Here is a 22,103-nt window from a genome sequence, read left to right on the forward strand (position 1 = left end):
CCGGGGTCCGGGTCGGCTGTGGACAGTGGTTCGCCTGTGAGTCCTGTGAGTCCTGTGAGTCCTGTGAGCCCTATGAGGCTGACGGAGCCTGTGGACTACCAGAGACCGCCGTGATGGATGTTGAACGCGAAGGCCACCGCGGCGAGGCCGATCGCGCAGACGTTGACCATCCGCTCGTACGTGGTGTCCGACGTGAGCTGCGCGTACAGCCCGACCAGGATGCCGGCCAGCGAGATCCAGCTGCCGACGACGTGCGCGGCGGGCCAGGCGATCAGCACGGCGCCGACCACGGCCAGCACCACCGCGCTCGCGGAAAGGGCGAGTTCCTGGTTGTGCGAGCCGATGTGGAACCCGGGCCGCTCACGCGGGTCCAGCCGGTAGTCGGCGGCGGTCGATCCGGGATGGCCGGCCACCTCGGGGCCGTAGTCGCCGGTGCCGGGGCCGGGGGTCGTCTGCGTCATGCCTGCCACCTCGCTCACCTGTTCTCGATCAACAGTGCACAGCGGACCACAAACGGTAATCGGACCAGTACCCAGCATCCGCGGGTCCGACACGGATTTCAATCCGGGCGCCGCGCCGGGGTACCCTGGACCGTTCCCCGAGTGTCGGTACCCCGGAGTAGCGTCGCCGTCGGCGAGTTACGCAGGGCGATCCCGCTCGGAGGAGACGCGCACAACCCTCCTGCCACGGAGAGACCGTGGCCGCATAGTCCAAAGGAGGTGGGTTACGCATATGCGTCAGTACGAAGTCATGGTCATCCTGGACCCGGACCTCGACGAGCGTTCGATCACCCCGACCCTCGACGGATTCCTCAAGGTGATCCGCGACCTGGGCGGCAGCATCGAGAAGAACGACGTCTGGGGCCGTCGCCGGCTCGCCTACGAGATCAAGACCAAGAGCGGCAAGAAGGTCGCCGAGGGCATTTACGCGGTCGTCGACGTGCGGGCCACGCCGGACGCCGTCAAGGAGTTCGACCGTCAGGCGAACCTCTCGGAGACCGTCGTCCGCACCAAGGTCATCCGTCCCGACCAGCGGTAAGACACTCCGCTCTCACGTTTGAGGACCTGAGCATGGCAGGCGAGACCGTCATCACCGTCGTCGGCAACCTGACCGACGACCCCGAGCTGCGCTTCACCCCGTCGGGTGCGGCGGTCGCGAACTTCACCGTCGCGTCCACCCCCCGCACCTTCGACCGCCAGACCAACGAGTGGAAGGACGGCGAAGCGCTGTTCCTCCGCTGCTCGATCTGGCGGCAGGCTGCGGAGAACGTCGCCGAGTCGCTGACCCGCGGCATGCGGGTGGTCGTCTCCGGACGGCTGCGCCAGCGGTCGTACGAGACCAAGGAAGGCGAGAAGCGCACGGTCGTCGAGCTGGAGGTCGAGGAGATCGGCCCGTCGCTGAAGTACGCGACGGCGAAGGTCACCAAGGCGAACCGGCCCGGCGGTCAGGGCGGTCCCGGCGGCGGCGGAGGCGGCGGCTGGGGCGGTGGCCCCGGCGGCAACTCCGGCGGTGGCGGTGGCGGCGGCTGGGGCGGCAACTCCGGCGGCGGCAACAACGGCGGTGGCGGCGGCAACTCCGGCGGTGGCTGGGGCGGCGGCGGCAACTCCGGCGGCGGTGGCGGCGGCGGGAACTCCGGGGGCGGCGACCCCTGGGCGTCCGGCGGCGGCGACGGCGGCTGGGGCGGCTACGGCAACGACGAGCCCCCGTTCTAAGCGCACCGCGCGCATCCGACCTGCCCGCGGGCCGTCCCCGGCCCGCACCGAGCTCCGGTCCCTCGAACGGGCCCACGAACTCGTAGAACAGAAGTAACCAGGAGAGATCCAATGGCCAAGGCGCCTCTCCGCAAGCCGAAGAAGAAGGTTTGCGGTTTCTGCAAGGACAAGGTCACGTACGTCGACTACAAGGACACCACCCTGCTCCGGAAGTTCATTTCGGACCGGGGCAAGATCCGCGCGCGTCGTGTGACCGGCAACTGCACCCAGCACCAGCGTGACGTCGCCGTGGCGGTCAAGAACAGCCGTGAGATGGCGCTGCTGCCCTACACCAGCACCACCCGTTAAGAAGGGGGAGGAGAGAACATGGCTACCACGAAGCTCATCCTCACCCACGAGGTCGGCGGTCTCGGCGAGCCCGGCGACGTCGTCGAGGTCAAGGGCGGCTACGCCCGCAACTACCTCGTCCCCCGCGGCTACGCGATCGCGTGGACCCGTGGCGGCGAGAAGCAGATCGAGCTGATCCGCAAGGCCCGCAAGGTCCGCACGGTCCGCGACCTGGCCCACGCCAACGAGCTGAAGGCCGAGCTGGAGGGCCTGAAGGTCCGCCTGGCCACCCGCGCCGGCGAGTCCGGCCGGCTGTTCGGCGGCGTGACCGTGGCCGACGTGGCCGACGCGGTCAAGAAGGCCGGCGGCCCGGACGTGGACAAGCGGCGGATCGAGATCGGGAACCCGATCAAGACCGTCGGCGCGCACACCGTCTCGGTGCGGCTGCACCCGGAGGTGCAGGCGAAGGTGGAGCTCACCGTCGTCGCCGCCTGACAGCGATTTCCCGGGGTATTGAAGTACCCCGGGTAATAGCTTTGTAACAGTCGCCCCGCAGCATTACCGCTGTGGGGCGATTGTTGTTTTCGTCTGTTTGCCGGGCCGATCCGCTGCTGATTGACTCGGCCCGTGCACATGCCATCGCGTCGGCAATCCCTCTTGATCCTGGGAAGCCTTGGAGCGGCGGCCGTGGCGGGCGGAGCCTATCTGCTGGAGAGCCACGGCTCGTCCGACCAGCCGTATGACCCTCACGAGGGTTCCCCTCCGGAACGCCCCATAGCGCCGGCCACACCGCTGCCCAACGGCGAGGACGTGAACTGGCGTCCGAGCGCCATCGGGTTCAAGGCCTCGAACGACCACGTGCAACAGATCAAGGGCTACGCGTCCGCGACGAGCGTGGGACTCGGGGAGTCCATCGACTTCCATGTCACCGTGAGCCCGGCGCAGAAGTTCACGGTGAAGATCTTCCGGCTCGGCCAGCGATCGGACGGACGGGCCTCGGATCTGGTCGCCACCAGCCCCGAGCTGGCCGGGGTGACGCAGAGCCCGCCGGAGGTGGTGGCGCCGACGCGGACCGTCCTGGCGCCCTGGGAGGCGTCGTGGCGGCTGGACGTGCCGGCGGACTGGACCAGCGGGCTGTACGTCGCGACGTTCGAGAACGAGGCGAAGTACCGGAGCGTGACGCCTTTCGTGGTGCGGGACGACCACAAGCACGCGGACTTGCTGGTGGTACTGCCGTTCACTACTTACCAGGCGTACAACATGTATCCGTGGGACGAGAAGGTGGGGTCGAGCCTCTACCACGCGTGGACGCCTACGGGGCAGTACGGATCGACGGACATCTGTTCCACGCGGGTGTCGTTCGACCGCCCGTATGTCGGTGACGGAATCCCGACGTACTTTGATCTTGACTATGCGTTCGTGAGTTGGGTGGAGGCACAGCGCTATAGCGTTTCCTACGCGTCCGGGATCGATTTGCATGCGGGACGGATCGATCCGACGAAGTACAAGGCGCTCGTGTTCTCCGGGCACGACGAGTACTGGTCGTCGAATATGCGCGCGGCGCTGGAGGACGCCCTCGACAGGGGCGTCAGCGCGGCGTTCATGGCCGCGAACAACCTGTACTGGAACATCCGGATGGACGCGTCCGCGGAGGGCGTCCAGTACCGGCAGGTGACGTGCTACAAGGAGCGGCCGGACCCGGGGGCGCGGTCGGCGGACGCGCGGACCAACCTGTGGCGGGTGGTCGGGAAGCCGGAGCAGGCGGTGCTCGGGGCGATGTACAAGTCGGTGGTGACCGACGCCAAGCCGCAGCCGCTGGTGGTGGACTCGCCGTTGCACTGGTTCTGGCAGGGGACCGGAGTGCGGGCCGGGGAGCGGATCCCGAACCTGGTGGGCGGGGAGGCGGACCAGGTGTGGCCGGGACAGGACGGGCCGGAGGTCACCTATTTGGCGGTGTCGCCGTTCACCGGGAACGGGCGCGGAGACAAGCCCACGAAGATGCCGGCGCACACCGTGCTGCATCAGAAGGACTCGGGAGCGTGGGTGTTCAACGCGGGCACGTTCTACTGGAACCATGGACTGTCCACACCGGGGTTCGTGGACTCGCGGATCCAGGGGGCGACGCGGAACCTGCTCGACCGGATGACGGGGAAGACGGTGGCGTAGGCCACCTGATCAGCGCCTCCGTCTAGCAAAGGACGCCCCCCTCAGCAAGATTCTTCGGGGAAAATTTTCATCCACAGCCGGTGGACGACGCGGCGACGCTCCCGTGCACGTCAGGACTCCGCGATCACGCGTTGGTCGCATTATTCACAGGGGGCTTCCACACGCTGTCCCCAGGCTCATCGGCGTGTCTCCACAGCTTTCCCCAGGTTTTCCACAGGTTATCCACAGGGGGTGTGGACGACCGTCTCGACCGTGGGGGGCCTCAGTCCGTACCGTGGAGGCTGGAGGCCCGACTGTCAGACCCGCGGCGTACGTTCGACGTACCGAGGAACCGCGGTTTCAAAGCGGGTACGGCGCGGGCAAGGGAGGCGGGACATGAGCATCGACGACCTCCCGTACACCGCCGACGAGGCCTACCAGGGCGGCTTCGAGCGCACCCCGCCGCAGGACATCCCGGCCGAGCAGTCGGTGCTGGGCGGCATGCTGCTGTCCAAGGACGCCATCGCCGAGGTCATCGAGGTCGTCAAGGCCAACGACTTCTACAAGCCGGCCCACGAGGCGGTCTTCGGCGCCATCCTGGAGCTCTACGGCCGCGGCGAGCCGGCCGACCCGGTCACCGTCGCCGCCCTGCTGACCAAGAAGGGCGACATCAACCGCATCGGCGGCGCCCCCTATCTGCACACCCTGATCAACTCGGTCCCCACCGCCGCCAACGCCGGCTACTACGCCGAGATCGTCAAGGAACGCGCCATCCTGCGCCGCCTGGTCGAGGCCGGCACCCGGATCGTCCAGATGGGTTACAGCACCGACGGCAGCGACGTCGAGCAGATCGTCGACGCCGCCCAGCAGGAGATGTACAACGTCACCGAGGCCCGCACCAGCGAGGACTTCGTCCCCCTGGCCGACGCCATGGAAGGCGCGCTCGACGAGATCGAGTCCATCTCCAACCGCTCCGGCCAGATGACCGGCGTCCCCACCGGCTTCCACGACCTGGACGCGCTGACCAACGGGCTGCACCCGGGGCAGATGGTGATCATCGCGGCGCGGCCGGCCATCGGGAAGGCGCTGGCGCTGGACACCCCGCTGCCGACCCCGACCGGCTGGACCACGATGGGCGAGGTCGGCGTGGGCGACCTCCTGCTCGGCGCGGACGGCCGGCCGACCCGCGTGGTGGCCGCCACCGAGGTCATGACCGGCCGCCCCTGCTACGAGGTCGAGTTCTCCGACGGCTCGGTCATCGTCGCCGACGCCCAGCACCAGTGGTTCACCGAGACCCGGGCGTCCCGGCGCGCGGCCCAGGAGGCCCTCGTCGGTGCGGGCGGCCCCCAGCCGCCGCGGGTGACGGGATCGGTGAAGACCACTGAGGAGATCGCCCGAACGCTGCGCTGTGAGACCGCCGACCAGCGCCTGAACCACTCGGTACCGGTCGCCGCGGCGGTGGAGCTGCCAGACGTCGAGCTGCCGCTGTCGCCGTACGCGCTCGGCATCTGGCTGGGCGTCGGGCACACGAACGCCGCGCGGTTCACCACGGCCGACCCGGAAATCGTGGCGAACCTGGAGAACGAGGGCTACGCCGTCACGGCGAACGGGCCGTTGGCGTACTCGCTGCGGTTCCCGTCGCCGGAGGCGACCGAGCGGGCCTGCGTGGTGTGCGGGGTCACGTTCGCACCGAAGACCTCGCAGGTCCGCACATGCGGGAAGGTGTGCGGCGGGCGGGCGCGGTTCGTCAGCGCGCCGACGGCAGCGCCGACGTGCCCGGACTGTGGACGGCCTTCCAGCGGTATGCGACGGTGCCAGGTGTGCCACAGCGCGCACGGCTCCGTGCAGGGCGTGCTGCGGTCGATGAGCGTGCTCGGGGACAAGCACATCCCGGCGGCCTACCTGCGGGCCTCGGTACGGCAGCGCCGGGCCCTGCTGGCCGGGCTGCTGGACAGCGACGGATTTGTGGACCGCACCGGGACCGTGCAGTTCTCGGTGACGAACCGGCGGCTGGCGCAGGACGCGCACGAGCTGATCCTCAGCCTCGGCTACCGGGCCACCATGACGACCAGGCACGTCGAGGGCCGCTCCGAGGCGACTTCGACCGCGTACATCGTGACCTTCACGCCGGCCGACCCGGTCTTCCGGCTCACGCGCAAGCTGGTCCGCCAGACGACGCGCGACCACCCGACCACCCGCCTGCGCTACATCACCGACGTCCGTCCGATCGCCTCGGTCCCGGTGCGCTGCGTCGAGGTCGCCAACAGCGACCACCTGTACCTGGCCGGGCGGTCCTGGATCCCGACCCACAACTCCACCCTGGGTCTGGACCTCGCCCGCAGCTGCTCCATCAAGAACGGCCTGACCTGCGTCATCTTCTCGCTCGAAATGGGCCGCAACGAGATCATCATGCGTCTGCTGTCCGCCGAGGCGCGGGTCGCGCTGCACCACATGCGCAGCGGCACCATGACGGACGAGGACTGGGCCCGGCTGGCCCGGCGGATGGGACCGGTGTCGGAGGCGCCGCTGTTCATCGACGACTCGCCGAACATGTCGATGATGGAGATCCGCGCGAAGGCGCGGCGGTTGAAGCAGCGGCACGACCTGCAGCTGGTGATCATCGACTACATGCAGCTGATGCAGCACAGCAGCACCAACTCCAAGCGGCCGGACAATCGGCAGCAGGAGGTGTCGGAGATCAGCCGGTCGCTGAAGCTGCTGGCGAAGGAGCTGGAGGTCCCGGTGATCGCCATCAGCCAGCTGAACCGCGGGCCGGAACAGCGCACCGACAAGCGGCCGATGATGAGCGACCTCCGTGAGTCCGGCTCGCTGGAGCAGGACGCGGACGTCATCATCCTGCTGCACCGCGAGGACGCCTACGAACGCGAGTCGCCGCGGGCCGGCGAGGCCGACCTGATCGTGGCCAAGCACCGGAACGGCCCGACGGCGAACATCACGGTGGCGTTCCAGGGCCACTACTCGCGGTTCGTCGACATGGCGCAGAGCTGATCAGAAGCCGATCGCCTCGCGCAGCAGCAGCACCACGCCGCGCCCGGGCTCGGATTCGGCGTTGAGGACGAGGATCCGGTTGAGGGCGCTGGGCACGCCGTAGACCTTCTGGGCGCGTTCGTTCTCCAGCGGGAGGCAGTGCTCCTCGACGCGGCGGAGGGCGGCCGGCAGGTCCGGCACGATCTTCTGGGCGCCGACCACCCAGATCGCGCGGGGGGCGGCGCCGGCGTAGCCGGGGAGCTGGCTGCCGCTGGCCGAGGCCGCGACCAAGGAGCCGGTCTCGGTGACGGCGGCGACGCTGCCCACGATGACGTCGGGGACCGACAGCGCGCGCCAGATGTCGTTCCGCTGGGTGACGCGGTCCATGGTGTGGGCGCGCGCCTTCAGGGAGTCGTAGCGTCCGCTGGTGTTGAGGTCCTCGTCGATGCCGGACAGGCGGAGGGTCTCGCTGGCGCCCGTGAACACGACGGCGCCCTCGGGGATCAGCTCCGCGATGCGAGTGCGCGCGGCGGCGGCGTCGTCGAGGATCTCGACGGTGAAGCCGTGGTCTGTCAGTGCCTTCGCCGCGCGTTCCAGGCTCTGGGCGGGGGCGACGTCGGTGAAGGACTCGGAGGTGGTCGGGGTGGTCATGGCGTCTCCTGCTCGATCGGTGATGTGCTCGTTCCATCCGTTCCGACAAGGCGGCGGTCCGAGATGTGAGGCGGGGCGCCGACCTCACAATCCGGCGGGTTGTCTTGTCGGTCTGGTGAGAGGGCTGTTCCGAGCTGAGGAGACCATGACGTCATGACCACCCGACACGATCCGGACCTGGACGCGGTCATGGGCGAGCGGCGGCAGCTGATCAACCTCACGTACCGGCTCGTCGGTTCGCTGGCCGAGGCTGAGGACGCCGTGCAGGAGACCTACGCGCGCTGGTACGGCATGTCCGCGGAGGAGCGGAGCGCGATCGAGAACCCGGGCGCCTGGCTCACGACGGTGGCCACCCGCATCTGCCTCAACCTGCTGGGCTCGGCGCGGGCCCGGCGGGAGACCTACGTGGGCGCGTGGATTCCGGAACCGTTGCCCGGGCCCGCGGAGTGGGCGGCCCGACGGCCCGCGGATCCCGCCGTCGACCCGGCGGACCGGGTCACGTTGGACGAGTCGGTCTCCATGGCCTTCCTGGTCGTGCTGGACGCGATGACCCCGGCCGAGCGCGTGGCCTTCATCCTGCACGACGTCTTCCGCTACCCGTTCGCCGAAGTCGCCGCCATCACCGGCCGCACCGCCGCGGCCTGCCGCCAGCTGGCCTCGTCGGCCCGCCGCCGCGTGGAGGCGGCCCGGACGCCCGCCGTCCCGGCGGGGCACCAGGCCGGCATCGTCCGGGCCTTCAAGGCGGCTTGGGAGGCCAAGGACATCGAGTCCCTGATCGGCCTGCTCGACCCCGACGCCACGGCCACCGCGGACAGCAACGGCCTCGTGGTGTCGTTCCTGGACCCCATCGAGGGCGGCGAGCAGATCGCCCGCGGCTGGGTCGAGATCGCCGAGCGCATGCCCGCGGGCATGGTGCTCCGGGAGCGCACGGTCAACGGCCAGCCCGGCCTGGTGGCGGAGCAGGACGGTGTGACGGTGACGGTGTTCGCGTTCGACGTCGCCGATGACCGGATCCGGCGGATCTGGGTCGTGCGCAACCCGGAGAAGCTCCGTCACTGGTCCTGATACTCAACTTCCGGTCGCTATACACTCAACCTCCGGCCGCTCCGCACGTCTCTACGAGTGGACAAAGGCAGAGAGCAGCGGAGGGGCGATGGACGAGCACGGCTACGGCTATGGGGAGCCGGACGACGATCGCGACTGGAGTCCGCGTTCGCGCGGCGGGCAACCGGGCTCGCGCAGCCATGGTGCGCAGTCGGACGCGGGGCGTCGTGTTGGGCGGGCAGCCCCGGAGCCTCCGCGACGGCGCACCGGGCTGATCGTCGGCGCGGTCGTGGCGGCGGCAGCGGTCGGAGTGGGCGCGGCGTACGCCGGGGGTGTGTTCAAGAAGGACGACGCGTCGCCGACCGCCAGCAGCAGCCCGACGACGAGCGCCACGGGCGGGACGGCAGCGGCCCCGAGCCAGTCGTCCACAGCCGCCGCGGACGCCCCGTCCAGTGCCGCCGGCAGCAGTTCAGACGCGGCGGGCGCGGCCGCCGTCGTCGCCCCGACGGCCGGGGCGAAGAACGCCGGCGTGTTCTACAACTTCGCCGACGTCTCGCTGATGCCGAATGCGAATCCGCCGGACCCGGCCACGATCGGCTCCGTCTTCGCCTCCAAGTCCGTCCAGGCGAGGTACTGGAACAGCACCACGAACAAGGCCCAGGCCGCGGCGATGTGCGGGGCCAAGCAGCCGACCCTGGCGGTCATCGCCGCGGCCACCGGCGGCGCCACTGTCTCGTTCTACGAGAAGGGCCTACTCGCTGCCCAGCAGGCGCACGTGGCCGTGGACAAGAGCACGCAGAAGATCACCTCGATCACCTGCGCCAAGAGTGTGGCACCCACGTTCGTGGCAACCCGTAAGGTCGTCGGGTACTACGGTGCCCCGCCTGGAAAGGGCGTTTTCCCGACCAGTTCCAAGACCTACGCCCCGAAGTCTGCTGATGGTCCGGGTGGGCCGTTCGACATCGACGCTCACGAATGCGCGCAATACGGACCCGAGAGTTGGGTGTTCTACGCGCCTGTTTCGACCACCAGTGGTGACGCGTGGCGGTTCGCCTACGACGGTGACACCAACCCCAACGTCGAAGTGCTCTTCACGGATCCGGCGACCGGAGACTTCGAACGCACCCTCTGCGGCGGCTTCCCGGACATCCCAGCTCCGGACAAGGCGGCGGCCGGGAAGGACAACGACCCCGCCTCGCTCCTGGTCTCGAGGATTTTCAGCGCCTACGTCTACGAGCGCTCGCAGCAGAGCGCGGGCGCGGTACCGGTCGACGAGATGGCGCCGTACTTCGTCTCGGTCGACGTCTATCAAGCCGCGCAGAAGAACACGGGCAAGATCCCTTTTCTCTGCGCCACCAAAGCGCCGACCTATGTGGCGGTGAACGGAACCCCGTCGATCTCGGGTGACACCGAGACTCTTTCGCTCACCGCCAGTTACAGCGACTCGCCGGCTCCCGACGACAGCAAGGCCACCCCCGTCGGGAAGTTCACTGTCGCGGTGGACCTCTCCACCATGAAGATCAAGGCTCTCACCTGCGCCTGAACGCCCTGCTTGAGACATCGCCCCGACAGAACCGGCCGCGCCCCGCTACTGTCGGAACGTGACTTCTGCGTTCAGCGATGCCTTCCTCCGTATGGCGGAGCCCCACGCGGCCTGGGGCATGCGCCAGATCGAGGAGTTCAACGAGTTCCTGCCGATCGGGCCGTGGACGGTGAACCTGGACGAGCGGCGTTACCGGCAGTCGGGGCGGGAGCTGCGGATCAGTGTGCTCGGGAGCTTCGACACGGCGGAGGCGTCGTGGTTGTGGGGCTGGGCCAATCCCGGCTTCGGGAAGCTGCCTGTGGTGGCCGCGGCGGAGGCACTGCGGGTGTTCGGGCAGCAGCACGAGGTGCCGGAGTTCTCCGAGGAGCTGGTGGACCTCTCCGGGTTCGCCGATCCTCGGTACGCCGCCGAGATGCTGGCGTTCGGGGCGATGGGAGTGCTGCGGGCCGACGGCTACATCGGGGTGCAGGCCAACGAGACCGGGCGGCTCTACATGGTGCCGGACGATCCTCAGGTGCCGGTGGCCGGGCCGGATCCGATCGCGCTGCCGCGGCTGCTGATGTCCGGGTCGCAGTTCTTCAACCGGTCGGCGTTCGAGGTGGCGGCCGGGTACTTCCACCACTTCCATCTGCCCTGGCGGCAGGAGGGCGGCACGATGTACGCCGACCTGCCCGGCGGAGCCACGGCGACCGTGCAGTTCGACCAGCAGGGCCGGATCGGCGCGGTGTCGATGGGGGCGATCAGCAAGGAGTCGCTGGGGGACCGCGCGTCGGGGTGACGTGGGTGACGGCAGGGTGCCGTCGTCCTCAGGACTTTGAGATCCTGGTCAAGGCCCTGAGAGGGATCAGCCCTTCTCCTGGAGCACGCACGCCGCCGCCATCTGCAGCATCCACTCGCGCCCGGCGGCCCGCAGCTCCGGGCTGAGCCCGGCTTCCAGCTCCTCCTCGCGGCGCCGGACCGCGGGCTGGGCCTTGCGGAGCATCTCCCGTCCCGCCTCGGTCGCGGACAACTGGTGCGCCCGGCGGTCGGTCGGGTGCGGCGAGCGCTCCACCAAGCCGCGTGCCTGGAGCCCGGCCGCCATCTCGTTCGCCGCCTGCCGGGTGCTGCCGCACGCCCGCGCCACCTCGGCGATCGACATGCCGGGCAGGTGATCGAGCATCAGCAGGGTCGCGAACTGCGGGACGGTCAGGCCGAAGCCGTCGAGCTCGTCCTCGATCGCGGCGCGCATGCCGAGCCAGACGTGGCGAACCAGGAAGCTGACGACGCCGTCGTCGTCATCTTTGCCGGGCATGGACATAACGGGACACTCCACCCTCATGATTGACAGGTACCTGACGAGTTTGCCAGGCTGATATCCGACAGGTACCTGTCGATTCTAGCGCGCGGCCGCGCCGGCTCGTGGTTCCTGTCCTCCGCGCAACCGATCCTTGGGGGGTCGTCCCGCCATGTCCGAAAGCCCGCCGAACGGCGGCCGGCAGCGCCTGGTGCTGGCCGTGCTGATCTTCGCCCAGGTCCTGATCTGGATCGACGGCACCGCGCTGACCACCGTCTACGAGACCCTCGCCGACCCGGTCCGGGGCCTGGGCGCCACGCCCGGGCAGCTCCAGTGGGCCGCCGGTTCCTACACCCTGGTACTGGCCACCGCCACGTTCACCGGCGGCGCCCTCGGCGACCGTTTCGGCCATCGCAACACCCTGTTGGCAGGGATGGCGCTGTTCGGCCTGGCCTCGGTCGGCGCCGCCTACTCGCAGGACACCGGCCAGCTCATCGGCGCTCGCGCCGTGATGGGTCTGGGCGCCGCGCTGCTGATCCCGGCGACGCTGGCCGCCGTCAGCTTCACCTTCGAGCCCGCGCGGCGCCCCGGCGCCTTCGGCATCCTGGGCAGCTTCGCCGGGGTCGGCATCGCGGCCGGACCGGTGCTGGCCGGGCTGATGCTGGCGAGGTTCTGGTGGGGCTCGGTGTTCCTGATCAACGTCCCGGTGGTGGCGCTCGGCCTGGTCGCGATCGCCCGCACCGTGCCGAACTTCCGGCCGCCGGCCAGGCGCGGCCTGGACTTCCCCGGGCTCGTGCTGTCCACGGCGGGCCTGGGCCTGCTGTCCTACGGCCTGATCCGCGCCGGGCAGGACGGCACGCTCGGTGAGGCGGCGGTCTGGGGCCCGATCGCGGCCGGCATCACGCTCACGGCGGCGTTCCTGGTCGTGGAGCTGCGGCGCGAGCACCCGAGTTTCGACCCGCGGCTGTTCCGGCGTCTCCAGTTCGCCACCGGCAACATCGCGCTGAGCATGGTGTTCCTCGCGCTGAGCGCGGCCGGCTACTACTTCGCGTTCTACCTCCAGGGCGTGCGCGGCTATTCCGCGCTGCACGCCGCGCTCCTCGGCATCCCCGGCGCGCTCGGCGTGGTGGTCGGCGCCCCGATCGCGGCCCGCCTGGCCCGGCGCACGTCGGTCCGCCTGGTCGCGGGCACGACGCTGGTGGCGGCGACCGGGACGATGCTGGTCTACTCCCGCTTCGGCCTGCACACCTCGATCCCGTTCTACGTCGGCCTGTCGATCGTCCAGGCCGCCGCGATCGGGATGACGATCGCGCCGCTGACCGGCGCCGTGCTCAGCTCGCTCCCGCTGGAGAACGCGGGCTCCGGCAGCGCCGTGAACGCCACGATGCGCCAGACCGGCAGCGTGCTGGGGATCGCGCTCGGCGGGACGGTGCTGTCGATCGTGTACCGGCGCGCGGTGCACGGAGCGGCGGCCGGGCTGCCGGCGCCGCTGAAACAGCAGGCTGAGACGTCGGCCGAGTTGGCGCGGAACGTGGCGCGGCGACACGGCCCCGTGGGCTTGGCGCATCAGGCGAACCTGGCCTTCGTGCACGCGATGCACGTCGGGCTGGTGTGGGCCGCGGCGGCGATCGCGGTCGGGGCGGTGATGGTGGTCGGCGGGTTCCGGGTGGCGAAGGCGGCGGCCGGAACGACGACGCATCCGGCCGGCCCGACGGCGCATCCGGCCGACACGCCGACGCGGCCCGCCGGTACCGGTGGAACCGGCGCCGCTACCCCATCACCTCCCGCCGCGCCGCAGCCAGCCTCCGTACCGCTTCACGCAGTTCCGTCCGGTCCGCCACAGCCGCGAAGCCCAGCCGCAGAAACGGTGCCGGCGGCTCCGCTGCGAAGTACCGGTTCCCAGGACTGACCGACACGCCGTGCCGGCGCGCCGCGGCGGCCAGCACGGCGTCGTCCTCCCCCGGGCCCAGACGGGCCCACAGGTGCAGGCCGCCGCTCGGCAGGCGGGACACCCGCCACTCGGGTATCTCGGCCTCCAGGGCGGCGGCCAGGGTCACGCAGCGCTCCCGCAGGGCGGCCGACAGGGCTCGGAGATGGCGGGCCCATCCAGGCGCGCTCGTGAGCTCCACGGCGGTCTCCTGAAGCGGCCGGGTGACGAAGAAGTCGTCCACCTGCCGTACCGCGCGCATGCGTTCCATCACCGGGCCCCGGGCGACCAGGGCGCCGATGCGGAGGCTCGGGGCGCCGGGCTTCGACAGGGAGGTCAGGGAGACCACGGTGCCGTCGCGGTCCTCGGCGACCAGCGGGGGTGGGACCGGGGTGCCGTGACCGAGCAGGCGCGCGAAGTCGTCCTCGACGATGAAAGCCCCGGCCGCGCGGGCCACCTCCACCACCCGCCGTCGGCGCTCGGGGGCGAGGACGACACCCGTGGGGTTCTGATACGTCGGCTGGCAGTACATCAGACGCGCGCCGCTGCGGGCGAAGGCCTCGGCGAGCAGGTCCGGACGCAAGCCCTGGTCGTCGATCGGGACCGGCAGGGGGCGCAGTCCGGCGGCCCGTGCGGCGGCGACGGCCCCCGAGTAGGTGGGCGATTCCACCAGCACCGGCGCACCCGGGGCCGCGATCGCCCGAAAGGCCATGGAGAGCGCGTTCTGGCCGCCCGCGGTGATCAGCACGTCCTCCGGCTGCACTCCACCGCCGACGCCGCGCGCGAACACCGCCCGCAGCGGCTCCAGGCCGCTGGTGGGTGTGCGGTCCCAGGCATCGGGGCGGCGGGCGGCTCGGGCCAGCGCCGCGGCCAGCGCGCGGGTGGGCTGCAGGGAGCGGTGCAGATAGCCGCCGTCGAGCAGCAGCGTCCCCGGCGGCGGTGGGCCGAGGGCGTCGGTGACCGGCCGGGTGTCGACGGCACGGTCGGTGAGGGCCACGGTCTGCCAGGCGGTGTCCCCGCTGAAGACCGCGCCGCCGGGGTTCTCGGCGCCGCCGAAACCGCCGCCGGTCCCCCGGCGCGCCGCGACGTAGGTTCCACTGCCGGGCCGGGTGACGACGAGGCCCTCGGAGGCGAGAAGCGCTATCGCGCGCGTGACCGTCACCGGGCTCACGCCGTGCTCCCGCACCAGATCGCGGCTGCTGGGCAGCCGATCGCCGACCGAGAGCCCCGCTATCAGGGTACGCAGCCGACCCGCGAGCGTCGTGGGAATGCTATCGTCCGACATGAGGAATGAGAATAGCGCTTTCGCCGCTACCGCAGAACCGCTACTCGACATCGAGACCCTGCGCGCGGAGACGCCGGGGTGCGAGAAGGTGGTCCACTTCAACAACGCCGGGTGCGGGTTGATCGCGTCTCCGGTGCTCGAGACGATGCTCGGCCATCTCCGGTTGGAGGCCGAGATCGGCGGCTACGAGGCGGCGGCGCTGCGGACCGAGAACGTCGCCGCGTTCCACGCCGAGACAGCGGCCCTGCTGAACGCCGAGGCTCGCAACATCGCTTTCGCCGGCAGCGCCACCCACGCCTACGCGAACGCGCTGTCGGCGATCCCGTTCCAGGCCGGGGACGTCATCCTCACGACCCGCAACGACTTCATCTCCAACCAGATCGCGTTCCTGGCGCTGCGCCGGCGGTTCGGCGTGCGGATCGTGCACGCGCCCGACCTCCCGGAGGGCGGCGTCGACGTCGAGGCGATGGCCGCCCTGATGCGCGGTGAGCGGCCGCGGCTGGTCGCCGCCACGCAGATCCCGACCAATTCAGGGCTCATCCAACCGGTCGCGGAGATCGGCCGGTACTGCCGGGAGTACGACCTGCTCTACCTGGTCGACGCCTGTCAGTCGGTGGGGCAGCTGGAGGTGGACGTCACCGAGATCGGCTGCGACTTCCTCACGGCCACCTGCCGCAAGTTCCTGCGCGGCCCCCGCGCGACCGGCTTCCTCTATGCCTCCGACCGCGTGCTCGCCCAGGGCTACGAGCCGCTGTTCATCGATATGCACGGAGCGCGCTGGACCGCGCCCGAGGAGTATCAGACGGCTGCGACAGCGCGCCGCTTCGAGGAGTGGGAGATGCCCTACGCGGCCGTCATCGGCAGCGCGGAGGCCGTCCGCTACGCCCGCGGGGTCGGCCTGCCCGCGATCGCCGACCGCGCCGCGCGCCTGTCCGCCGATCTGCGCAAGCTGCTCGCCGGCGTGCCGAACGTCCGCGTCCTGGACCGCGGCGCCCGGCTCGGCGCGCTGGTCACGGTGGCGGTCGAGGGCTGGGAGCCGGAGCCGTTCAAACAGGCGCTGGACGCACGCGGGGTGAACTCGGCGCTGAGCTTCCGCGAGTTCGCGCAGTTCGACTTCGGCGTCGACCAGGACGTGGACTGGGCCCTCCGGTTGTCGCCGCACTACTACAACACGGCGGCCGAGGTCGACGCGGTGGTCGACGCCGTCAGGGAGCTGACTTGGACGCCGCGGCCTGCGAGGTCACGTTCTTCAGGGACTCCCGGTCGAACGCGGCGATGACGGTGTTCACGGCGGCCACCACGCCGAACGTGATCGCGAAGGCGTGCCATCCGGCGGCGTACCCCGCCGCGGTGGCCGCGCCGAAGACCACCGCCTTGACCACCAGCACGCCGGCCATCGGCAGCTGGAACCGGGCGCGCGGGGCGGCGAACGCGCCCCAGACGACCACCATCAGCGCCGGGGCGCCGAGGCCGAGCAGGACGTGCACGGCGGTGCCGGAGCCGGTCCGGAATCCCCAGACCGCGAGCAGGACCAGGGCGGCGAGCTCCAGGACGAAGGCCAGGCCCTCGTTGACGACGTGCAGCGGCTTGGGAAGCATGGCGCGATCATAACCACGATATTCGGTGGACGTCATGACCTTTCCGCCAGCATTCTGTGATGGCTCCTCCCGGTGCGCGGGCGGCGGATACTTCTCTGTCGAAGAAACAAGCCGCAGCCGACTCTGACCTCGGGAGGTCCTACGACGGGGTGATGACGATGGCGAAGTTCAACAAGGCTCAGAACGATTCCACCAAGACTTATGAGGGCGGTAAGGCTTTCGCGCGTAATGCGAAGTCGGACCTCTTTCTGCTCGCGGTCACGAACATGGCCGGCGAGGACACCTTCTACGAGTCCGCGGACGTCCGCGACAAGCGGTACCGGGACCTGGTGCACACCGTCGCGCTCGAGGACGCCGACTGGATGCTCCGCTTCGTCGTCTGGCTGCGGTCCGAGGCGAACATGCGCAGCGCCTCCGTCGTCGCGGCCTGCGAGGCGGTCTGGGCCCGGCTGCAGGTCGGCCTGTCCGGCTCCAACCGGCAGCTGATCGACGCCGCGTGTCAGCGGGCTGACGAGCCGGGCGAGGTGCTCGCGTACTGGACCGGCCGGTACGGCCGCGCGGTGCCGAAGCCGGTGAAGCGCGGTGTGGCCGACGCCGTGGCGCGGCTGTACTCGGAGTACACGCTGGCCAAGTACGACTCGGACGCCAAGGCGTTCCGGTTCGCCGACGTCATCGATCTGGTGCACCCGGCGGCCGCGGACGGCAAGCCGTGGCAGGGCGACCTGTTCCGGCACGCGCTGGACCGCCGGCACAAGCGGGACAACCCGGTGCCGGCGTCGCTGGGCACGCTGACCAAGCGGGCCGAGCTGCTGGCGCTGCCGGTGGCCGAGCGGCGCGGGGTGCTGCTGGCCGACGGCGGGGCCGAGCGCCTGGCCGGAGCCGGTATGACGTGGGAGGCGCTGGCCGGCTGGCTGCAGGGCCCGATGGACGCCGCGGCGTGGGAGGCCGTGATCCCGTCGATGGGCCTGATGGCGCTGGCGCGGAACCTGCGGAACTTCGACGAGGCGGGCGTCTCGGACGAGGTGGCGTGGAAGATCTGCGCGCGGTTCCTGGACGCCGGCCAGGTCGCGAAGTCGCGGATGCTGCCGTACCGGTGGCTGTCGGCCTACAAGGCCGCGCCGTCGCTGCGGTGGGGGCACGCCCTGGAGGGCGCGCTCGGCCACGCGGTGGCCGGGATCCCGGAGCTGCCGGGACGCACGCTGGTGCTGGTCGACACCTCCGGGTCGATGACCGGCGCGGTGTCGGCGCGCTCGCAGGTCCGGCACCTGGACATCGGAGGCCTGATCGGAACCGCCCTGGCGGTCCGCGGGGCGGCCGCCCAGCCCACGCGGGAGGCGTCGGTGGACCTGGTCGGGTTCGCCGACGGCGTGTTCCGGCACCCGATCGCGAAGGGGGCGAGTGTGCTGCGGGAGGCCGAGGCGTTCGCACGGCGCTCCGGCGAGGTCGGGCACGGCACGCGGATGGTGGAAGCGGTCAAGGCCACCTACAGCGGCCACGACCGGGTCGTGATCGTCAGCGACATGCAGACGTTCCCGTACTACTACAACGACAAGCTGGGAGCGGACGCCTTCATCCCGGAGTCGGTGCCGGTGTTCGGCATCAACACCGCCGGCTACGCGCCGAGCGCGCTGGCGCCGGGCAAGGCGAACCGGTTCGAGATCGGCGGTTTCTCGGACAAGGTGTTCACCATGTTCGGGCTGCTGGCCTCCGGGCAGGGCACCGCCTGGCCGTTCTAGCAGATGAGCAGCGCGGCTGACTCTGGTCAGCCGCGCTACTCGTAAGTAACATGCGCCTTGTGATCCACGGCATAGACCTGACGACCCTCGCCATCCCCTTCTACATCCTGTTCATGGCGCTGGAGCTCCTCTCGGTCCGTTTCTTCCCGGACCCGACCGAACAGGGCTACGCCGCCAAGGACACCGCGACGTCGCTGTCGATGGGCATCGGCTCGATCATCTGCAACCTGGGCTGGGGCCTGGTGACCGTGGCGGCGGTCGCCGGTACGCACGCGATCTCCCCGTGGCGGATCGGGAGCTCGGCGGCGAGCTGGATCGTCCTCTTCGTCGCCTACGACTTCTGCTACTACTGGGAGCACCGCGCCAACCACCGGGTCCGCATCCTGTGGGCCTCGCACGTGGTGCACCACTCCAGCCAGCACTACAACCTGTCGACGGCGCTGCGCCAGACCTGGACCGGCGTGGGCAGCACGGTGTTCATCCTGCCGCTGGCCCTGGCCGGATTCCCGGCGTACATGATCTTCGCGACCGGCTCGATGAACCTGCTGTACCAGTTCTGGATCCACACCGAGCGGATCGGCAAGATGTGGCGCCCGATCGAGCTCGTCATGAACACCCCGTCGCACCACCGCGTGCACCACGGCTCCAACCAGGGCTACCTGGACAAGAACTACGGCGGCGTGTTCATCGTCTTCGACCGCGCGTTCCGCTCCTTCGAGCCGGAGGGCGAGCCGGTGAAGTACGGGCTGACGAAGAACATCAGCACGTACAACCCGTTCCGGGTCGCAGTGCACGAATACGCAGCGATCGCCCGCGACGTGCGGGCGGCGACGAGCTGGCGCGACAAGGCCGGTTACGTGCTGCGGGGCCCGGGGTGGGCGCCGCGGGGTGCGAACGCGTAGGGCGCATTCCGAGCACGGGAACGGGTGCCAGTACGCTTCGATCGCGCATTCGCGCGACCACGTACTCCTTCGCCTGGAGCAGCTCAGATGACGTCCCGTTCAGTCCGCAGACCCCTGACACTCGGCGCCGTGCTGGCGGGTTCGGTGAGCGCGGTGGCCGCCGTCGTCCCGACCGCGGCGCACGCGACCACCTACGGCATGCCCGCGCCGGCGAGCCCGGTGACCGTGACGGTCGACAACAAGGTCCACGTCGTCGGCGGCGGTGTCGTGTCGCTGCCGGCCGGGGCGCGCGACGTGTCGTGGTCCGGCAACGGCTCCCGCATGGCCTTCATCGGGGCCGACGGCGGTGTCTACACCGCCGACGCGGACGGTTCGCACATCATGCCCATCGCCTCCGCGAACCTCGTCGATGTCGGGATGCGCGAGCACACGGTGTGGTCCGCGGACAGCCGCTTCGTCATCTGGTCGGAGACCTGGATCGGCAGGTCGACGCTCCCCACCCTGGTCCAGGCCCCCAGCGATGGCTCGTACGCCGCCCTGCAGCGGCTGCCGGAGCCCGTCGTCGACGACGCCGCGCTGACCGCGGCCGGGCTGCCGAACGACGTCGGCATGAGCGATCCGGACGTCGCGGCCGACGGGTCGATCGTGTTCCAGACCTCCCGCCAGTACCAGAGCCCCAGTCCGGTCGGCGTGGCGGTCATCACCTGGAACGGCACGACCCCGAAGGTCACCCAGGTGCTGCCCATCCCCGCCGAGGCGAGCACTCTGGAGACACCGCGGCATCCGTCGATCTCGCCGGACGGGAAGACCGTCGTGTTCACGAAGCAGCTGAACTTCAACGAGCTCTTCACCACGACGCGCCAGGCCGACGGCACCTGGTCCGCCCCGCAGCAGGTGACCTTCGACCAGTACGGAGGCTTGGACAAGATCGACCACACCCGGCCGGTGTTCGAGCCGGACGGCAAGACCGTCGCCTTCAGCCGCTCCGACATGACGCATCCGGAGACCCCGGTCAAGGGCACCTACACCGTCGACATCACCGCGATGGTGCCGCCGAAGATCAGCGTGAACACGCCGACCAACGCCGAGACGAAGATCTCCGACGACTTCGGCGACCTGGCCGTGCGCACGGACGCGAAGACGGCCGTCATGCGGATCGCGGGCACCGACCGGACCGACACCGCCATACGGGCCTCGAAGCAGCTGTGGGCCACGGCCGGCGCCGCGAACGACAAGCGGGCGGCCGCCGGGTCCGTCACCCTGTCTCGCTCGGACCTGTTCGCCGACGCGCTCGGCGGCGCCGGACTGGCCGCCCACAAGAACGGTCCGCTGCTGCTCACCGAGACCAAGACGCTGTCCTCCGGCACCCGGGACGAGATCCAGCGGGTCCTGAAGCCCGGCGGCACCGTCTACCTGCTCGGCGGGCCGGCGGCGATCTCCGACGGCGTCCTGCACGCGTTGGCCGGACTCGGGTACCACCCGGTGCGGGTCAGCGGCGCCGACCGCTACGAGACCGCGGTGAAGATCGCGCAGGCGGTGTCGCCGAACCCGTCGGAGATCCTGGTGGCCACGGGAGTGAACTATCCCGACGCACTGTCCGCCGGGGCGGTGGCCGCCTCGTTCGACCAGGCCGTGGTGGTGCTGACGGACGACACCGCGATGCCCAAGCCGACGGCCGCCTACCTGAACGGTTTCGCCCTCGGGAAGGGGACCGGCGTCGTGGCCGTCGGCGGCCAGGCCAAGCAGGCGATCATGACCGGCAAGTGGACCAAGCAGAGCTTCTCCTTCGCCGCGCTGGCCGGCAAGGACCGCTTCCAGACCTCGTACATGGTGGCCCGCGACTTCTTCGGCGGCGCCGGATCAGTCGGCCTGGCCACCGGCATGGCCTGGCCGGACGCGTTGTCCGGCTCGGCGTTCCTCGGGCGGACCTACGGCCCGCTGCTTCTGCTGGACCCGGCCGCGGGCTTGTCCGCCGACGACAGCGGCTTCATCCACGACAACCGCGGATCGCTGGAACTCGGCGTCGTGTTCGGCGGCTACGGAGCGCTGCCGCCCGCGATCGACGGCCAGCTCGCGGTGGCGATCGGCGGCCCGGCGGGGACGGTGACCATCCCCGCGTCGGCGGCCCCGCGGGCCGTCGTCGGGCGGGTTCCGTCGAACACCTCGGTGGCTCCCTAAAAGCCTTCGCGAAGCGCCATGTGCCCTTCGTAGCCTGGGGCGCGTGCTTAGCGACGGACAGCTCAGGGAATTCAGCGAGCGCGGATACCTCGTCATCCCGGACGTGGTGGCGCCGGAGGTGGTCGAGCACGCGCATCAGCGCATCGGCGAAGTGATCGACTCCGATCCGCCGGCCGAAGGGTATGTGGGGCACCACTTCTACTTCCCCAAGGCCGCCGACGAGCCGGCGCTGATCGCTCCTCTGACGTCCCACGGCCGGGACGGCGGTCCCAGCGGCTTCGCGTACGCCGAGGCGCTCACGGCGCCCGGCGTGCTGAAGAAGCCGTGGCAGGTCCAGGTGGCGCTGAACATCCCGCCGTTCCCGCAACGGCCCGGCCGTCCGCACATCGACGCGCAGAACGCCGAGCCGGACACCGCGCTCGTGCCGAACACCTTCACGCTGCTGGCCGGGGTGTTCGTGACGGACCAGATGACCGAGGACTCGGGCAACCTGTGGGTGTGGCCGGGCACGCACCGGACGCATGCGGAGTACTTTCAGCAGCGTGGCGTCGAGATGTTCTGCGCTTATCCGGACATCGAGCTGCCGGACCCGGAGCAGATCACGGCGCGGGCCGGCGATCTGCTGCTGGCGCACTACCTGCTGGGCCACAACATCGGCGGGAACTCCGCCTCGGAGACCACGCGCCGGATGCTCTACTACCGGGTGAGTGCGAGGGGGCACTTCGATCGGCCGGAGCGCATCCTGACAGAGCCCTGGTACCAGTACGACGCCGTGCGTGCCCTGATATAGGGAT

General features: G+C 70.3%; 19 protein-coding genes and 1 pseudogene. 15 read left to right on the forward strand and 5 right to left on the reverse strand.

Annotation, left to right across the window (positions count from 1 at the left end):
• Positions 1 to 95: 95 nt before the first annotated feature.
• The gene (locus ABD466_RS00850; RefSeq protein WP_344654922.1) at positions 96 to 461 is read right to left on the reverse strand and encodes a hypothetical protein; all 366 of its coding nucleotides are present in this window, start codon (positions 459 to 461) and stop codon (positions 96 to 98) included.
• Between the two features lie 271 nt (positions 462 to 732).
• On the opposite strand from ABD466_RS00850, the gene rpsF reads away from it, so the two are divergent.
• From rpsF to dnaB, 6 genes are all read left to right on the forward strand, one after another.
• Positions 733 to 1,038: a 30S ribosomal protein S6 gene (gene rpsF, locus ABD466_RS00855; RefSeq protein ID WP_344654923.1), complete on the forward strand. Its 306-nt coding sequence runs from the start codon at positions 733 to 735 to the stop codon at positions 1,036 to 1,038.
• Between the two features lie 32 nt (positions 1,039 to 1,070).
• Entirely contained in the window at positions 1,071 to 1,712 is a 642-nt protein-coding gene (locus ABD466_RS00860) for a single-stranded DNA-binding protein (protein ID WP_344654924.1), read from the forward strand.
• Between the two features lie 111 nt (positions 1,713 to 1,823).
• A complete protein-coding gene (gene rpsR, locus ABD466_RS00865) occupies positions 1,824 to 2,060 on the forward strand; it encodes a 30S ribosomal protein S18 (protein ID WP_344654925.1) in 237 nt (78 codons plus the stop codon).
• Between the two features lie 18 nt (positions 2,061 to 2,078).
• Complete coding sequence (gene rplI, locus ABD466_RS00870; protein WP_344654926.1) at positions 2,079 to 2,534, forward strand: 50S ribosomal protein L9; 456 nt, start codon at positions 2,079 to 2,081, stop codon at positions 2,532 to 2,534.
• Positions 2,535 to 2,726: 192 nt separating this feature from the next.
• The gene (locus ABD466_RS00875) at positions 2,727 to 4,205 is read left to right on the forward strand and encodes a N,N-dimethylformamidase beta subunit family domain-containing protein (protein WP_344654927.1); all 1,479 of its coding nucleotides are present in this window, start codon (positions 2,727 to 2,729) and stop codon (positions 4,203 to 4,205) included.
• A gap of 375 nt (positions 4,206 to 4,580) precedes the next feature.
• On the forward strand, positions 4,581 to 7,193 hold the full coding sequence (dnaB, locus tag ABD466_RS00880) for a replicative DNA helicase (RefSeq protein WP_344654928.1): 2,613 nt from the start codon (positions 4,581 to 4,583) through the stop codon (positions 7,191 to 7,193).
• Here the strand turns inward: dnaB and ABD466_RS00885 are convergent, their stop codons facing one another.
• Positions 7,194 to 7,823: an LUD domain-containing protein gene (locus tag ABD466_RS00885; protein WP_344654929.1), complete on the reverse strand. Its 630-nt coding sequence runs from the start codon at positions 7,821 to 7,823 to the stop codon at positions 7,194 to 7,196. It abuts the gene before it with no gap.
• A gap of 153 nt (positions 7,824 to 7,976) precedes the next feature.
• On the opposite strand from ABD466_RS00885, the gene sigJ reads away from it, so the two are divergent.
• The 3 genes from sigJ (at position 7,977) to ABD466_RS00900 (ending at position 11,188) form a co-directional block, all read left to right on the forward strand.
• Positions 7,977 to 8,888 carry an RNA polymerase sigma factor SigJ gene (sigJ, locus tag ABD466_RS00890; RefSeq protein ID WP_344654930.1) on the forward strand — a complete coding sequence of 304 codons (912 nt, stop codon included), beginning with the start codon at positions 7,977 to 7,979 and terminating at the stop codon, positions 8,886 to 8,888.
• Positions 8,889 to 8,976: 88 nt separating this feature from the next.
• Complete coding sequence (locus tag ABD466_RS00895) at positions 8,977 to 10,410, forward strand: hypothetical protein (RefSeq protein ID WP_344654931.1); 1,434 nt, start codon at positions 8,977 to 8,979, stop codon at positions 10,408 to 10,410.
• 58 nt (positions 10,411 to 10,468) lie between these two features.
• Positions 10,469 to 11,188 carry a DUF6882 domain-containing protein gene (locus ABD466_RS00900; protein ID WP_344654932.1) on the forward strand — a complete coding sequence of 240 codons (720 nt, stop codon included), beginning with the start codon at positions 10,469 to 10,471 and terminating at the stop codon, positions 11,186 to 11,188.
• A gap of 66 nt (positions 11,189 to 11,254) precedes the next feature.
• Here the strand turns inward: ABD466_RS00900 and ABD466_RS00905 are convergent, their stop codons facing one another.
• The gene (locus ABD466_RS00905) at positions 11,255 to 11,701 is read right to left on the reverse strand and encodes a MarR family winged helix-turn-helix transcriptional regulator (RefSeq protein ID WP_344654933.1); all 447 of its coding nucleotides are present in this window, start codon (positions 11,699 to 11,701) and stop codon (positions 11,255 to 11,257) included.
• A 154-nt stretch (positions 11,702 to 11,855) separates the two neighbouring features.
• Between ABD466_RS00905 and ABD466_RS00910 the strand changes: the two are divergent.
• Positions 11,856 to 13,082: pseudogene (locus tag ABD466_RS00910) on the forward strand (MFS transporter); the annotation flags it as partial.
• A gap of 370 nt (positions 13,083 to 13,452) precedes the next feature.
• Here the strand turns inward: ABD466_RS00910 and ABD466_RS00915 are convergent.
• Positions 13,453 to 14,895 carry an aminotransferase-like domain-containing protein gene (locus tag ABD466_RS00915; protein WP_344654934.1) on the reverse strand — a complete coding sequence of 481 codons (1,443 nt, stop codon included), beginning with the start codon at positions 14,893 to 14,895 and terminating at the stop codon, positions 13,453 to 13,455.
• Here ABD466_RS00915 and ABD466_RS00920 point away from each other — a divergent pair.
• On the forward strand, positions 14,894 to 16,174 hold the full coding sequence (locus tag ABD466_RS00920; protein ID WP_344654935.1) for an aminotransferase class V-fold PLP-dependent enzyme: 1,281 nt from the start codon (positions 14,894 to 14,896) through the stop codon (positions 16,172 to 16,174). The two genes, ABD466_RS00915 and ABD466_RS00920, sit on opposite strands and share 2 nt — an antisense overlap.
• Here ABD466_RS00920 and ABD466_RS00925 read toward each other — a convergent pair.
• Positions 16,101 to 16,493, reverse strand: a complete 393-nt coding sequence (locus tag ABD466_RS00925; RefSeq protein ID WP_344654936.1) for a YrdB family protein — start codon at positions 16,491 to 16,493, stop codon at positions 16,101 to 16,103. The two genes, ABD466_RS00920 and ABD466_RS00925, sit on opposite strands and share 74 nt — an antisense overlap.
• 158 nt (positions 16,494 to 16,651) lie before the next feature.
• On the opposite strand from ABD466_RS00925, the gene ABD466_RS00930 reads away from it, so the two are divergent.
• The 4 genes from ABD466_RS00930 to ABD466_RS00945 all read left to right on the forward strand — a co-directional run bounded on the left by ABD466_RS00930 (position 16,652) and on the right by ABD466_RS00945 (position 22,099).
• A complete protein-coding gene (locus ABD466_RS00930) occupies positions 16,652 to 18,229 on the forward strand; it encodes a TROVE domain-containing protein (protein ID WP_425558511.1) in 1,578 nt (525 codons plus the stop codon).
• A 50-nt stretch (positions 18,230 to 18,279) separates the two neighbouring features.
• Positions 18,280 to 19,131, forward strand: coding sequence for a sterol desaturase family protein (locus tag ABD466_RS00935; RefSeq protein ID WP_344654938.1), 852 nt, complete (start codon positions 18,280 to 18,282; stop codon positions 19,129 to 19,131).
• Between the two features lie 87 nt (positions 19,132 to 19,218).
• Positions 19,219 to 21,309 (forward strand): cell wall-binding repeat-containing protein, encoded by a 2,091-nt coding sequence (locus ABD466_RS00940; protein ID WP_344654939.1) that lies wholly within the window; start codon positions 19,219 to 19,221, stop codon positions 21,307 to 21,309.
• A gap of 43 nt (positions 21,310 to 21,352) precedes the next feature.
• Complete coding sequence (locus ABD466_RS00945) at positions 21,353 to 22,099, forward strand: phytanoyl-CoA dioxygenase family protein (RefSeq protein ID WP_344654940.1); 747 nt, start codon at positions 21,353 to 21,355, stop codon at positions 22,097 to 22,099.
• Positions 22,100 to 22,103 lie beyond the last annotated feature (4 nt).

Source organism: Catenulispora subtropica (assembly GCF_039531675.1).
GTDB lineage: Bacteria > Actinomycetota > Actinomycetes > Streptomycetales > Catenulisporaceae > Catenulispora > Catenulispora subtropica.

Excerpts from the sequence above, each read along its gene's own strand:
- rpsR (WP_344654925.1), top strand. The coding sequence starts at position 1,824 with ATGGCCAAGGCGCCTCTCCGCAAGCCGAAGAAGAAGGTTTGCGGTTTC.
- ABD466_RS00930 (WP_425558511.1), top strand. The coding sequence starts at position 16,652 with ATGGCGAAGTTCAACAAGGCTCAGAACGATTCCACCAAGACTTATGAG.
- ABD466_RS00895 (WP_344654931.1), top strand. The coding sequence starts at position 8,977 with ATGGACGAGCACGGCTACGGCTATGGGGAGCCGGACGACGATCGCGAC.
- ABD466_RS00885 (WP_344654929.1), bottom strand. The coding sequence starts at position 7,823 with ATGACCACCCCGACCACCTCCGAGTCCTTCACCGACGTCGCCCCCGCC.
- dnaB (WP_344654928.1), top strand. The coding sequence starts at position 4,581 with ATGAGCATCGACGACCTCCCGTACACCGCCGACGAGGCCTACCAGGGC.
- ABD466_RS00925 (WP_344654936.1), bottom strand. The coding sequence starts at position 16,493 with ATGCTTCCCAAGCCGCTGCACGTCGTCAACGAGGGCCTGGCCTTCGTC.
- rplI (WP_344654926.1), top strand. The coding sequence starts at position 2,079 with ATGGCTACCACGAAGCTCATCCTCACCCACGAGGTCGGCGGTCTCGGC.
- ABD466_RS00940 (WP_344654939.1), top strand. The coding sequence starts at position 19,219 with ATGACGTCCCGTTCAGTCCGCAGACCCCTGACACTCGGCGCCGTGCTG.
- ABD466_RS00850 (WP_344654922.1), bottom strand. The coding sequence starts at position 461 with ATGACGCAGACGACCCCCGGCCCCGGCACCGGCGACTACGGCCCCGAG.
- sigJ (WP_344654930.1), top strand. The coding sequence starts at position 7,977 with ATGACCACCCGACACGATCCGGACCTGGACGCGGTCATGGGCGAGCGG.
- ABD466_RS00915 (WP_344654934.1), bottom strand. The coding sequence starts at position 14,895 with ATGTCGGACGATAGCATTCCCACGACGCTCGCGGGTCGGCTGCGTACC.
- ABD466_RS00860 (WP_344654924.1), top strand. The coding sequence starts at position 1,071 with ATGGCAGGCGAGACCGTCATCACCGTCGTCGGCAACCTGACCGACGAC.
- ABD466_RS00935 (WP_344654938.1), top strand. The coding sequence starts at position 18,280 with ATGCGCCTTGTGATCCACGGCATAGACCTGACGACCCTCGCCATCCCC.
- ABD466_RS00920 (WP_344654935.1), top strand. The coding sequence starts at position 14,894 with ATGAGGAATGAGAATAGCGCTTTCGCCGCTACCGCAGAACCGCTACTC.
- rpsF (WP_344654923.1), top strand. The coding sequence starts at position 733 with ATGCGTCAGTACGAAGTCATGGTCATCCTGGACCCGGACCTCGACGAG.
- ABD466_RS00905 (WP_344654933.1), bottom strand. The coding sequence starts at position 11,701 with ATGCCCGGCAAAGATGACGACGACGGCGTCGTCAGCTTCCTGGTTCGC.